At 42.4% G+C, this 11,572-nt stretch carries 17 protein-coding genes; 10 read left to right on the top strand and 7 right to left on the bottom strand.

Annotated elements, in window-relative coordinates; all coding sequences use genetic code 11:
• Nucleotides 1-227: 227 nt before the first annotated feature.
• Nucleotides 228-596, bottom strand: a complete 369-nt coding sequence (locus V7K67_RS18660; RefSeq protein ID WP_334732490.1) for a hypothetical protein — start codon at nucleotides 594-596, stop codon at nucleotides 228-230.
• Entirely contained in the window at nucleotides 580-831 is a 252-nt protein-coding gene (locus V7K67_RS18655) for a DUF433 domain-containing protein (RefSeq protein ID WP_334732491.1), read from the bottom strand. The genes V7K67_RS18660 and V7K67_RS18655 overlap by 17 nt, the downstream gene beginning before the upstream one ends.
• A gap of 81 nt (nucleotides 832-912) precedes the next feature.
• Between V7K67_RS18655 and V7K67_RS18650 the strand changes: the two genes are divergently transcribed.
• From V7K67_RS18650 to V7K67_RS18625, 6 genes are all read left to right on the top strand, one after another.
• Nucleotides 913-1,053 (top strand): hypothetical protein, encoded by a 141-nt coding sequence (locus V7K67_RS18650; RefSeq protein ID WP_334732492.1) that lies wholly within the window; start codon nucleotides 913-915, stop codon nucleotides 1,051-1,053.
• 36 nt (nucleotides 1,054-1,089) lie between these two features.
• On the top strand, nucleotides 1,090-1,320 hold the full coding sequence (locus V7K67_RS18645; RefSeq protein WP_334732493.1) for a type II toxin-antitoxin system Phd/YefM family antitoxin: 231 nt from the start codon (nucleotides 1,090-1,092) through the stop codon (nucleotides 1,318-1,320).
• Nucleotides 1,317-1,496: a hypothetical protein gene (locus V7K67_RS18640; protein WP_334732494.1), complete on the top strand. Its 180-nt coding sequence runs from the start codon at nucleotides 1,317-1,319 to the stop codon at nucleotides 1,494-1,496. Before V7K67_RS18645 ends, V7K67_RS18640 begins: the two co-directional genes overlap by 4 nt.
• Nucleotides 1,497-1,503: 7 nt before the next feature.
• A complete protein-coding gene (locus V7K67_RS18635; protein WP_334732495.1) occupies nucleotides 1,504-1,701 on the top strand; it encodes a type II toxin-antitoxin system VapC family toxin in 198 nt (65 codons plus the stop codon).
• 169 nt (nucleotides 1,702-1,870) lie between these two features.
• Nucleotides 1,871-2,137: a hypothetical protein gene (locus V7K67_RS18630; RefSeq protein WP_334732496.1), complete on the top strand. Its 267-nt coding sequence runs from the start codon at nucleotides 1,871-1,873 to the stop codon at nucleotides 2,135-2,137.
• Between the two features lie 211 nt (nucleotides 2,138-2,348).
• The gene (locus tag V7K67_RS18625) at nucleotides 2,349-2,513 is read left to right on the top strand and encodes a hypothetical protein (protein ID WP_334732497.1); all 165 of its coding nucleotides are present in this window, start codon (nucleotides 2,349-2,351) and stop codon (nucleotides 2,511-2,513) included.
• A gap of 440 nt (nucleotides 2,514-2,953) precedes the next feature.
• Here the strand turns inward: V7K67_RS18625 and V7K67_RS18620 are convergent, their stop codons facing one another.
• A complete protein-coding gene (locus V7K67_RS18620) occupies nucleotides 2,954-3,622 on the bottom strand; it encodes a cadmium resistance transporter (protein ID WP_334711428.1) in 669 nt (222 codons plus the stop codon).
• A gap of 37 nt (nucleotides 3,623-3,659) precedes the next feature.
• Nucleotides 3,660-3,794, bottom strand: coding sequence for a hypothetical protein (locus tag V7K67_RS18615; protein ID WP_334711429.1), 135 nt, complete (start codon nucleotides 3,792-3,794; stop codon nucleotides 3,660-3,662).
• 51 nt (nucleotides 3,795-3,845) lie between these two features.
• On the opposite strand from V7K67_RS18615, the gene V7K67_RS18610 reads away from it, so the two are divergent.
• Entirely contained in the window at nucleotides 3,846-5,102 is a 1,257-nt protein-coding gene (locus tag V7K67_RS18610) for an aliphatic sulfonate ABC transporter substrate-binding protein (protein WP_334732498.1), read from the top strand.
• 41 nt (nucleotides 5,103-5,143) lie between these two features.
• Nucleotides 5,144-5,386, top strand: coding sequence for a helix-turn-helix domain-containing protein (locus tag V7K67_RS18605; RefSeq protein WP_334732499.1), 243 nt, complete (start codon nucleotides 5,144-5,146; stop codon nucleotides 5,384-5,386).
• On the opposite strand, the gene V7K67_RS18600 is transcribed toward V7K67_RS18605, so the two are convergent.
• The 3 genes from V7K67_RS18600 to V7K67_RS18590 form a co-directional block, all read right to left on the bottom strand.
• Nucleotides 5,372-6,127 carry an arsinothricin resistance N-acetyltransferase ArsN1 family B gene (locus V7K67_RS18600; protein ID WP_335167870.1) on the bottom strand — a complete coding sequence of 252 codons (756 nt, stop codon included), beginning with the start codon at nucleotides 6,125-6,127 and terminating at the stop codon, nucleotides 5,372-5,374. The genes V7K67_RS18605 and V7K67_RS18600 overlap by 15 nt on opposite strands.
• A 500-nt stretch (nucleotides 6,128-6,627) precedes the next feature.
• Nucleotides 6,628-7,401: an SDR family oxidoreductase gene (locus tag V7K67_RS18595; RefSeq protein WP_334732501.1), complete on the bottom strand. Its 774-nt coding sequence runs from the start codon at nucleotides 7,399-7,401 to the stop codon at nucleotides 6,628-6,630.
• Between the two features lie 120 nt (nucleotides 7,402-7,521).
• On the bottom strand, nucleotides 7,522-8,361 hold the full coding sequence (locus V7K67_RS18590; protein WP_334732502.1) for a nuclear transport factor 2 family protein: 840 nt from the start codon (nucleotides 8,359-8,361) through the stop codon (nucleotides 7,522-7,524).
• A gap of 84 nt (nucleotides 8,362-8,445) precedes the next feature.
• On the opposite strand from V7K67_RS18590, the gene murG reads away from it, so the two are divergent.
• Together murG and V7K67_RS18580 are read left to right on the top strand one after the other, a co-directional pair.
• A complete protein-coding gene (gene murG / locus V7K67_RS18585) occupies nucleotides 8,446-9,519 on the top strand; it encodes an undecaprenyldiphospho-muramoylpentapeptide beta-N-acetylglucosaminyltransferase (protein WP_334732503.1) in 1,074 nt (357 codons plus the stop codon).
• Between the two features lie 60 nt (nucleotides 9,520-9,579).
• Nucleotides 9,580-10,923, top strand: a complete 1,344-nt coding sequence (locus V7K67_RS18580; RefSeq protein WP_334732504.1) for a hypothetical protein — start codon at nucleotides 9,580-9,582, stop codon at nucleotides 10,921-10,923.
• Nucleotides 10,924-11,572 lie beyond the last annotated feature (649 nt).

Below are 11,572 nucleotides of genomic sequence, written 5' to 3'. Positions count from 1 at the left end.
ATGGTCTTAATCTCCTCGAAGTTATTACTGATGCTTTAGAAGGTAATGTCTCTGTTTTCCTTTCCTCTATTACTACTAGCTAGGCAGTTACGATATCTCTAAAATTCAGCAATAGCGATCGCATAAAAGCACGAAACAATGACACGAATTCCATTTACAGAAGCTCCAGATTCATTAGCTTAAATAAAGTGCGATCGCTTTTCACTTTGTTGATTGATTCAGGAAAGTCAACTATTGCTTAGGTTAAAAGGAGTTATATCACCTGCATCATCAATCAACGTGATGGAACCAGGAACTAAGGATGGCAGCAGAGAGATGATTTGCTCCATCAGAGGCAGTAGATGATCGGGACGGGTACTGCTGGCGTTGAGTACTACAACCCGCAACGCTAGATTTTGCAAATTTTGCTGGTAGGGCAAGTTTTTGTCAGATGTGATGAAAACATCGAATGGAAATATATTTGCTAGGGCTAAAAGTTCTCGATCTTTTGTGCCGCGCCAGCCCATATCTTCCACATTTTGCACGGTGTATCCTACATCTAGGAACGGTTTTTTGAGTTTTTTGCTGAGTAGGTTTTCATCAAGCAGAATTAGCACTAGCTTCTCGCTCCTGGTCTAGCATCGCTTTCGCGATCACTTCCAAAACTTGCAATGCTGGTGTTTTCAGATGGGGAAAGTCTTGTAGAAACTCAGCCAAACCTGATTCACCTTCTAGGTAATCAAAAAAGGTTTGTAAGGGAACCCGTGTGCCAACAAAGACAGGAACTCCGCTCATAATTTCTGGATCGGTATGAACAATCCCTTGACGATCAAGAATTTGTTGGATTTTCATGACGAGTTCACTGAATCGAGTTAATGAAATCCTAGCATTGGTAAACCGCGATCGCTAATTTGTAGCGTTGAATCAGCATTTGTGCGATCGCCTAATCTGATAGCAACTACCTTAAAAGTCAAGCGATCGCCAGAATCAGGGAAAATTGGCTCAGGCGATCGTCATCGAATTATCATTGTTAATCAAACAAACTGCGATCGCACTGATTCTAGATACCTGTAAAATTAAGCAAGAGCAGTCACATAAAAACACAAAAAAATGACACGGATTCCATTAACAGAAGCTCAACTTCGTTTACCCGAACTGATTGCAAATCTGCAACCCGGTGAAGAAGTGCAGATTTTTGTAGGCGATAGCACTGTCGCCAGACTAATTGCTGAACTCCAACCACCCCGCAAGCCCCGCACGCCTGGTAGTGCAATCGGAACCCTAACCATCCTATCCGAAGACGAAACCCACTTGAAAGACTTTCACGACTACATACCATGAAGTTTCTGCTCGATACTCAGGCATTCCTCTGGTTTGTACCCAACGATCGCGCCCTTAGTCAAGTCGCCTGTGATTTGATTGTCGATCCCCTCAATGACATCTTGCTCAGTCCTGCAACAATTGGGAAATTGCGATCAAAGTTAGTATTGGTAAGTATCAAACCTGGGAAATTTTGAAACGTGGATGGAGCATCAAATCCAAGTTAACGAATTGGAAATATTACCGATTAAAATTGCTCATGCAGCTGCGATCGTGACTCTGCCATTCCATCATAAAGATCCTTTTGATCGGCTTTTGGTTGCCCAAGCACTCAGAGAAAAGATGCCGATCATTAGCGTGGATGCAGTGCTAGACAATTATGGAGTCATTCGCTATTGGTAACTACCATACTGCGGTCAGTCGCATCCTTCGTTTGAGAATTGCGATCGCCCATCTCCCATAGACTGGATTGAGTAGGCAGATCGACCGTGGTTGGGCGATCGCTTGAATGGGGAATTCTAGTTTAGAATATCGATAACAAATAATTAGCGCCGGAATGCGGAGAATGGCTATGGTTTACCCTAAACTTAGCGGCGAAGAAATTACTCGACGGGGCAAAAAACATTATGAAAATCTCCGTACTCAAATTGAGACAGCAGAAAATATTGGCAAAATTATTTCAATTAATGTTGAAACCGATGACTATGAAATTGGGGATGATTTGTTAATAACGAGTCGTCGATTACAAGCTAAACAATCGGATGCGCCAATTTGGGCGGGACGGATTGGGTTTAATGCTGTCTATGCCATTGGTGGAACATTAATTAGGACAGAGTAGTAAGTGATACACGGTACTGTGGTCGGGCTACAAGCTCGAATGAGTGTAATACTTTGTCCTCCAGGACGGTCAGATGTAGAAATTGAATTTGTTATAGATACAGGTTTTGAAGGCTTTCTGAACCTGCCAATTGTGGTCGTTAATGAGTGCTAGTAATCGCCACCGCCTGCAACAAGCTAGCATCCCAATACGGTTCGGTTAAGGTTTTTTGATGAAAATTCTAGATCACAAAGACGCGATAAATCACCGTCAAGACGAAGAACTGATTATTGTAGAGACGGCGATTTATCGCGTCTCTTGCCTTAACCGAACAGTATTGGGGTGTGTTGTCGCCAAGCGCCGCACCGTCAAGAAACAGGGAGTAGGGAACTCTTAGTTGGGAGTAGGGAAGACGGCATTGGTCGGGGCTTGAAACCACGGGCCAATGCTCTCGTCTTTCAAGACGGGGCTTGTACCCAGGAGGTTGTTGGGGTACATCTATTTCCCCTACTCCCTACTCCCGCCCCAACGAGGCTTGGTCAACAATCTCAGGTGCGTTGCTATAAGGCATAACACACCCTACAGCTAATTTATATTTCTTCATATACATTGAATTTTTCTCACCGACTTAACTTAGCCGCAAGATTGCTATATAGCCTAAGTTCAGCAATTAATCGCAGGAATGCCGAGGCTCTGTTTCCGCAGTTCGCCCCCGTACTTTTCTAAAAATAAATCAGTGTAATCATGCGGAACTATCCACTATCTTTTTGACCACTTAATTTTTAATTCAGTGGGGGAAGGTAAGCGTTTTTTAATTATGAATTATGAATTATTTGGTCAATTGTTCGGGAGAAAAATCCGATAGGATTCGCTGTCCATCAAAATTCTGAAACCCAGCCACATCAGCACAAAGGGGAAAATCTTGCTAGCGTAACGGCTGAGTACCAAAGCGATACCAGGTAGACGAGTCAGATTATAGGACATAAACAGCCAGCAAAAAACAATGAAATAGCAAACTGGTACGATCACACTGAGATTTTGGATTGAGCTAGTGGCAAACAGAGGGATATAAATCCCAAGATTGTTGCCGCCGTTGGCAATTGTTACTGAGGAGACGCGATAGGTCTGAGGATCGCGAATTACGTCCCAGAGCGATCGCTTTCTGGAATCAAATCCTCGAAATTTAGAGTTTCTTTTCAGATTGGCTGACTTATCTTCGGCTGAATCATCCTTATTCAGGTTGAGCAAATTGTTCAAGCCAATGAGTATCGGCAGAATCCCTAGTAAACCAGTCCAAGTTGACGGAATTACTAGACCCAGTAAGAAACCAAGTAAACTTACTATCACCAATGCCGTGAATCCTAGAATTTCACCAACCACAACATGTTGAGGACGAAAAGTCCGATTAACCTCACTAAAAAAAGCAGTCAGATAAATATTGTCATCAAACGTTGTTGCCACAGCCGCAGCTAGCCCGATCTTAATTGTTGCAATTAACCAATCCATCACCAATCCTCACTCAACACCTATCTGATAACCGAAACTAGCGATCGCTCAACCTTTGTAGAGAATTACCACAATATCGATATGATAATGTGAGTATCGCATATTGGGTGTAACAAGCGAGCAAATCTGGTAGTTTATACATATCAAGCGGTGCTTTGACTTTATCCCCCATCTCCAATTCATTCGGCGATTTCCATTACCTATATTTATCAAAGGAGTCATTATGATTAGCCGTTTGATTGACCTTCTGCCTAGATACACAGGTCAAAACATCTTACGGTTGCTCAGATCAGCCACTCATAGATCGGCTACTTACAGGTTTGCAGTTCGATTTTCCATCGGACTTGTCTCGATTTTGGTCTTACCTCTAGTTTTTGACGGTCATGCTATTGCTGCTTCTGAATCTGGTAATCAGTTCCAACTATCTAAAAGCTCCACAATCCAGTTGCTGGAAACCGTGGGACTGTTTATGGGGGGGATAATTTTCTGTATAGTTTTGGATCGCTGGTTTTCTCAGCGTTCTGCCCAATCTAGCAACACGCCTTTAGCAGAGCAAGCGCGGCGGCTCAAGCAACTCAAAATTGGATATCCAGAAGGGATGACAAATCTGGAAGTTCTCCGCGATCAAGGCTTGCTGGAAAACCGTTTGCGACCTTATGGGCTGAGTGTTACCTGGACAAGTTTTTTATCAGCCTCTGCTCTGATAGAAGCACTGAGCAATGGGACAATTGATTTCTGCGGCGGCGGTGGTACAGCCAGCATCTTCTCTCAAGCGGCAGATCATGTATTTGTGCGGGTGGCTAAAGAAAAATATACCGCTCCTAAAGGTCAAGCAATTTTAGTACCGGAAGATTCGCCGATTCAGACACTAGCAGACCTGAAGGGTAAAAAGATCGCTTTTGACAAAGGCTCAAGCGCACATTATATACTTGTGCGATCGCTGGCAAAAGTCGGCCTCGATTTTAGCGACATCGAGCCAGTTTATCTCACCCAACCGGAGGCGCTGCCGCGATTCCGCCGGGGTGAACTCGATGCTTGGGTAATTTGGGTTCCCTACACAGCTACTCTTGCCCGAAGCGCTTACCCAGGGCGATCGATTACAGACCTAGAGAGCATATTTGGTGACAAAGCCTCCGTGGAAGTTCCCACCTATTACTACGCGATTCCAGAACTGGTACGTGACTATCCCGACTTACTCAAGGTGATTTTAGAAGAGGTAAACGAAGCTGGAACTTGGGCTAAGAGGCAGGAATTAGAAGCTGTTCAACGATTGGCAGAACACCATGAAATCGATCCATCTATTGTAGAACTTTTACAGAAACATAGTGGCGAACGCGCTATCATCCCGATTGACGACCAATCGCTCAATGCTCTACAACATCAGGCAAATATATTTAGAGATTTAAATCTAATTCCTGAGCGGGTGAATGTGAAAGATGGAACCTATAGTTTGCAGACTAAGCAAAACTGGACTTATTAATCCGATTTTCGTACCTTAACCTCGTCCATTTTGAAACCTGGATGACACAAAAAGCATTCAAGTACCGATTCTATCCAACTTCTGAGCAAGAAACATTGCTCAAGATGACGATGGGTTGCGCTCGATTAGTTTACAACCGCGCTCTTGCTGCAAGGACAGAAGCATGGTACGAACACTCGCGGCGAGTCGGATACTCTGAAACTTCAACAATGCTAACCAGTTGGAAAAAGCAAGAAGACTTGCAATTTCTGAATGAGTTTTTTAGCTTATTAAATGCGAAGTAATAAAAGACCACTTCTTAAAACTTCATTCCACAGAGATGATTTTTGAACTTCTAGCAAAGAAAGAGGCTGATTTACAGGGAAGGGTAGTTCTTGTTGTAGAGATAGTTGCCACCAGCCGACATCGTGCCACTCACTAAATTTATATCCAACTCTGCAAAACACACCTACAGGTGAAAAACCGACAGCTTCATGCACAGTGACACTTGCTGGATTAGGTAAAGCGATCGCAGCAAAAACATTATAAAATCCTTGGAGTTGCAGCAACCCAAAAAGGGAAGTGTACAAAGCTTTAGCAACTCCTTTTCTGCGATGTTCAGCATTTACGTACACAGATGATTCTACAGACCATTGGTAGGCGGCACGAGTCCGGTAGGGAGTAGCATAGGCATAACCTAGAAGCTCACCGTTAATTTCACACACTAGCCAAGGCATCTGCTGTTGATAGTTATTAATGCGTCCTTCAAATTCCGTTTGGCTGGGAGGCTCTATTTCAAAAGAAATTGGAGTTTCCCGCACAACTGGCGCATAAATTGCCAGCATTTTTAAGGCATCACTTTCGTGAGCTAGTCTAATTACAGCCTTCACAGCAGATCCTTTTTGGGTTTTAATAATTATGGAACAGGGAATAGGGAATAGAAGAATTAGCCTCGGATCTTGGTTTAACGTGTCGCGGAAGTCCCCACCTTCAATGTACTCTAATGGTAGGTATTGTGAGCGGGGGATGTTCGCGAACAGCGTCACGATTTTCTGGTTAGGATCTTAATATCTTGACCATCAATGCCACAAGCGAAAACCAAGCTAATAGGTATATGTCGCAAGAGAAAGATTTGGGTCTTGGGAACCAGGACTCCTGACAAGAGGAGGGAATGTCAGACCAAAAAAACTACGGAGTAATTGATGGCTATTCCCAATGAATTGGGAAGCCCCGTCCGTCTTACGGCAGGGTAGTTCACAGTCGTACTTCTCTACGAGACGCTACCGCGAACGTCCCGCTACACGCTTTCGCTCCTTGTGGGCGAAAAAATCCTTATTTTCCAAGGTAGGTAGAAACTACGCCGCCCACAAGCACAAGGGGCAGCGTAGTTTTCCTCTTCCCTGTTCCCTTTCATATCAATGCACTAAAGATTACTTCACCAAAAACAAAGCAATAATCGGGCTTTGTCTGGCAGTTCAAATGCATTGGGTAATAGCGGCGGAACACCTGGGGCATTGAGGTTCTTCCCTATACCCAAGGATTATTTTTATGTTCGTCGGTTAACTAGGGTAGCGCTAGCTTGATCAACAGGCATCAGCACAACTTCATTAATATTGACGTGGGGCGATCGCGTCACACAGAAAAATATCACATCAGCTACATCATCTGCTGTTAGGGGTGTAACTCCCTCATAGACTTTGTTGGCGCGTTCAGTATTTCCGTGAAAGCGCACCTCGCTAAATTCCGTTTCTACCATACCAGGGTCAACGGAAGTTACACGGACGTGCGTTCCCAACAGGTCTTGTTTTAAACCTTCAGAAATTGCTCTGACAGCAGCTTTGGTAGCACAGTAGACATTGCCACCGGGATAGGTTTGATGTCCGGCAATGGAACCTAAATTTACTACATGACCACGATCGCGACTCACCATTCCCGGAACGACATAACGGGAGAGGTAAAGTAAACCCTTAACGTTGGTATCAATCATGTCTTCCCAGTCTTGAAAGCTGCCCTCGTGCAACTTGTCTAAACCGCGACTGAGACCAGCATTATTAATGAGAATGTCGATGTCAGCCCAGGCGGGGGGTAGAGTTGCAATGGCAGATTCAACAGCGCTGCGATCGCGCACATCTAGCTGTAATAAATGAATTTCAGTACTAAAATCCTTATTAAGAGTATCTGCTAGCTGCTGCAAACGTTCTAACCTTCGTGCCGCCAAAATAAGTTTTGCACCCGCACCAGCGAAGATTCTGGCACAAGCAGTGCCAATACCACTACTTGCACCAGTGATCAAAATGATTTGATTTTGTAGAGAAGTCATTAGGATAAGTTAGGAGTTAGCAGTTATGAATTATGAATTAGCACAAGTTTCATCGTTCATAATTTATCATCACTCGGGCTATAACTCCTAACTCTTGTAGAGACGCGATTCATCGCGTCTCTACTTTTTCACCACTTGTAGACGCTGAGTTACCATAGTCATCCCATTACCCCGCAAGATGACAGCAGAAACCCATTGGCTACCAGGGGTAGATGGTGCTTGTCCCACTTTAAACAGTCCGCCAGATGTCAGTAATTCCAAATCCACGGGTGTGGGGTTGAGAAATTTATCTGGTTGGATGGCTTCCTCTAGGGCAGTTCCTAGTAGGAAATCATCACCAAGAGGTTCTTGGACGATCGCATCAAAATTATACTTCTGACCAACTAGCACCTGCTGTGGTAACTTAATATCAATTTGGGGCGGCTTGCTACCAGAGGTAAGTAGGGTGCGTTCTGACAAAATATCTTGATGGACTATTTTTCCACCTTCAATGCGCTGACGCGATTTAATCGTGGCATTGAGAGACAACTTATTATTGTTACCGGAGGGTAAGCCAGTTATCTTCGTTTCTGTTTCAGCAATAGTCCCATTGCCTTCCGGTTTTGAAGATAGCAGTTTTGTAGTGTATTGCAATTTCGGATATCGTTGCCAAAGTGAAGTCAAAGACTTTTCTAGAGTTTGGAGGTTTAATCCATCCCCATGAGTGAAATTGGGGCTGTAGAATTGCAATACCCCTTTCACATCGCCCCGGCTGGCAGCTGCATCAACTTCTGTCAACAGGTTTTTCAGATCATCTGGTGCATTTTGGGCTGTACCAGCTTGGGCTAATTGCTGTGGTGTGGCCGCTGGAGTACGTTGCCAACCACTTATTAAACCAATAGTCAGCAGGAAGGAAACCAGCCAGATATTTGCTGGAAATCTGAGTTGGCGTCTTACTAAGGCGGTAATAATGTTAGTCATTGGTAAGAGTTTACTGATTTGATTAGAGAAAGTAAGCAAATTGTTTTATCTTAGTTAAGCTAGACCCTAAACGGTAGAGGTTTGATGGCAAACGCACCGATACGATTATTAATAGCTGCCAGTGGGACTGGTGGACATTTGTTTCCAGCGATCGCACTGGCACAAAAACTTCCAGATTATCAAATAGAATGGCTGGGAGTGCCCGATCGGCTAGAAACTCAACTTGTCCCCAAACAGTATCCCTTGAATACTATTGCAGTTGAAGGGTTTCAGCAAGGGTTTGGACTCTCCTCGATTCGGATTTTGGGTAAACTCGCCCTTTCGATTCTAGAAGTCAGACGAATTCTCAAGCAGGGAAATTTTCAAGGAGTGTTTACCACAGGGGGTTACATTGCCGGGCCAGCCGTCATTGCAGCGCGTTCCCTTGGTTTACCCGTGGTTTTCCACGAATCTAATGCCTTACCAGGTAAAGTAACTCGCTTTTTTGGCCCTTGGTGTAGTGCGGTTGCTTTGGGATTTGAAGTCGCTGCTAAGTATTTACCCCGTGCCAAAAATGTCTGTGTTGGTACTCCCGTAAGAGCGCAATTTCTGGATGGGGCAATTAATGCACCACTGGATTTAGCGATTCCTGATGGTGTTCCTTTAATTGTCGTCTTTGGTGGTAGTCAGGGTGCTGTTGCGGTTAATAAGTTGGTACGCGAATCTGCAAAAGCTTGGTTTGATGCTGGTATTTATGTAGTACATTTAACTGGCGATCGCGATTCCGAAGCAGATAGTCTCAAACATCCACAGTACATAGCCTTACCTTTTTACAACAATATGGCGGCTTTGTTGCAACGAGCAACTCTTGCTATTAGTCGTTCTGGCGCAGGTAGCTTGACAGAATTGGCAGTGTGTGGAACACCAGCGATTTTGATTCCTTACCCCTTTGCCGCCGAAGACCATCAATCTTACAATGCAGACGTATTTACAAAAGCGGGTGCAGCGTTAACCTTGAAGCAATCGGAGTTGACGACGGGCGCATTGCAAAGTAATGTGTTGAACTTATTGCAGTCACCACAAGAGTTAGCAATGATGGGGGAAAAAGCTCATGCGATCGCTGTTCCTGATAGTGCCGAAAAGTTGGCGCAGTTAGTGCGTGAGGTGGTAGAAACTTAAACAATTCCAAATTCACGTATTGAAGATAGTAAGAGACAATAGGAATTTATTTTCCAATTTATGAATATCTTATTTAAGCAAAAATTCCGCCTTACTGTAGGTTTTGCTGGTTTACTACTTATTAGTTTAGCCAGTAGCCATCTATATACTCAGTCAAAAACTAAACAGATAGCTCAACCAGATCAGTTTTTTACTCAAAAAGAAAATTTTGCCTCACTTAAATCACAGATTTCTTTCACTTCAAATCAAGTTACTGATTCAATTACCTCAAGATTTCAAAATACTTTTGTCACGCAACAAATACCTGATGAAATTATAGGGAAGCAAAATGTTTTTTCATCTCAGCAGGATCTTTTAGTAGCATCTGCACCCTATCCAGTTGTAGATGAGTTTAAAAAATCTAAATTTAGCATTAATGGCAGCCAGATTGTTACTCCAGGAAAACTACCAAGTAGTAAAGTTAACTTCAATCAAAAAGATTTATTCACTGTTCTTGTTAATACTAGAAAATATTTTCAAGATTATGCTTCAGAAGATCCAGATATTATACGTACAGGAATACTTGCCACTCAAGGGGTTACTGTAGCAGATGTCCTCAAGACTTTGGATTTCATGATTGCTATTTTAAAGGAGGATATTGCGAATAATCGAGCTACTCGTCTACAAGATCCTAAGTTTATCAATACCAATTTTCGAGTCATTAAATGGTCTGCCTACAACCCGAAGAGTAAGCAACAAAAACAATTACGAATTACCAAATATGCTGTTTTTACACACCTTGGTTCTCGTAAAAAAACCTCTATTTTTAATACACCAATTTATAGTTTAAAAGAAAACTCTAATCATGATAAGTTCTACACTAGATACACAAAACAGGATGTTTTGTCTGGTATTTATGAACCAGGTGGTAGAGAATTTGGCAAGGTTACAACTCTTGCTTACCTAACCAGAAATGGCTTAGAAGAAGCAATTATGGAAGGAACAATCCTGATTAATTTTACAGATGGTTATAAGGCTTTTTTTAATGTAGACAGAAATAATGGAATGTCTTATATTCGAGGATTAAAGGCAACAGCACAAAAGCGTTATTGGTATTTTAGAGAAGTTGATGCGATTAAAGGTTATGGATACAAAATAGATGCAAAAATTTCTATAAAACCCGGAGTCACTTTTGCTGGAGATGTTTTGAATATCGGTTTAGGTAAAGTGATTGTAATTGAGCATACCCAAGGTGGTCGCCAACATCTGCAAATGGGAGTTATTGCTGATACAGGCGGAGCCTTTTTACCCAATCTTTATCAACTCGATTTTTTGGCAGGTATTTTTAAGAATAAAAAAGAATTTGGGCAGAATATCACACAATTGCCAGACTATGCCACAGCGTATTTTTTAGTAAAGAAGTAATCTCATACAGTTGGGTTAAGGATAATCGCAACTTTGGGTTTTTGAGCTTTATTTTTGTCTAAGTCTCCTTAGCTCTACTTTATCCATTTTTTTCGCAACGCGATCGCTATCGCTGAAACCTATGTAGGACAGTAGTTTTACTTTTTGAACTTTATCTATGCTCTGTGACGTAGAAAAAGTATTTGCCAAAAAGCCACGATTTTTGCCAGATAAAGAAACCGAGTTCTTAATTTTGGATAAAGTCGAGCTTAGAGGATGTTTGAAAAGTTTTGGGCGAATATAATTCGCTACTACACAAGCATTGTCCGCCTCCGCAGACTAACACAAAATCCGCACCCAGGTAATTAGCTCTAAGATTGATTGCAAGACATCCTACAGCACTTGGCGTCTCTAAAGTTCGTGAAAGCTGATTAGATAAATAATTCCAGATTTTTATTGGATTTTGGTTGCAGGCTTTCAGTAGTAGTGCTGTGAAAGATATGGTAATAAATTCTTTCCGCTTCATAGGGCTAGGTAATATTAATATCTCAATTTTTTACTTAATCATATTTTTAAAATAAGCAAAACTAATAATTTGCATCAGGTTTACTGAAGTAACAAAAGTTGATTAAAAAATGTAAAGCAGTGTAAAGTAGTTTCACAGGCAAAG

Origin of the sequence: Nostoc sp. (genome assembly GCF_036917155.1) — a bacterium.
GTDB lineage: Bacteria > Cyanobacteriota > Cyanobacteriia > Cyanobacteriales > Nostocaceae > Nostoc.
The sequence above is the reverse complement of the archived record's forward strand: the minus strand, read 5'-3'. Positions and strand labels throughout refer to the sequence as shown.

Coding starts and splice junctions, on each gene's coding strand:
- V7K67_RS18655 (WP_334732491.1), bottom strand. CDS start 831: ATGAAAATCCAACAAATTCTTGATCGTCAAGGGATTGTTCATACCGAT.
- V7K67_RS18645 (WP_334732493.1), top strand. CDS start 1,090: ATGACACGGATTCCATTAACAGAAGCTCAACTTCGTTTACCCGAACTG.
- V7K67_RS18640 (WP_334732494.1), top strand. CDS start 1,317: ATGAAGTTTCTGCTCGATACTCAGGCATTCCTCTGGTTTGTACCCAAC.
- V7K67_RS18635 (WP_334732495.1), top strand. CDS start 1,504: ATGGAGCATCAAATCCAAGTTAACGAATTGGAAATATTACCGATTAAA.
- V7K67_RS18630 (WP_334732496.1), top strand. CDS start 1,871: ATGGTTTACCCTAAACTTAGCGGCGAAGAAATTACTCGACGGGGCAAA.
- V7K67_RS18625 (WP_334732497.1), top strand. CDS start 2,349: ATGAAAATTCTAGATCACAAAGACGCGATAAATCACCGTCAAGACGAA.
- V7K67_RS18620 (WP_334711428.1), bottom strand. CDS start 3,622: ATGGATTGGTTAATTGCAACAATTAAGATCGGGCTAGCTGCGGCTGTG.
- V7K67_RS18615 (WP_334711429.1), bottom strand. CDS start 3,794: ATGGGGGATAAAGTCAAAGCACCGCTTGATATGTATAAACTACCAGAT.
- V7K67_RS18610 (WP_334732498.1), top strand. CDS start 3,846: ATGATTAGCCGTTTGATTGACCTTCTGCCTAGATACACAGGTCAAAAC.
- V7K67_RS18605 (WP_334732499.1), top strand. CDS start 5,144: ATGACACAAAAAGCATTCAAGTACCGATTCTATCCAACTTCTGAGCAA.
- V7K67_RS18595 (WP_334732501.1), bottom strand. CDS start 7,401: ATGACTTCTCTACAAAATCAAATCATTTTGATCACTGGTGCAAGTAGT.
- V7K67_RS18590 (WP_334732502.1), bottom strand. CDS start 8,361: ATGACTAACATTATTACCGCCTTAGTAAGACGCCAACTCAGATTTCCA.
- murG (WP_334732503.1), top strand. CDS start 8,446: ATGGCAAACGCACCGATACGATTATTAATAGCTGCCAGTGGGACTGGT.
- V7K67_RS18580 (WP_334732504.1), top strand. CDS start 9,580: ATGAATATCTTATTTAAGCAAAAATTCCGCCTTACTGTAGGTTTTGCT.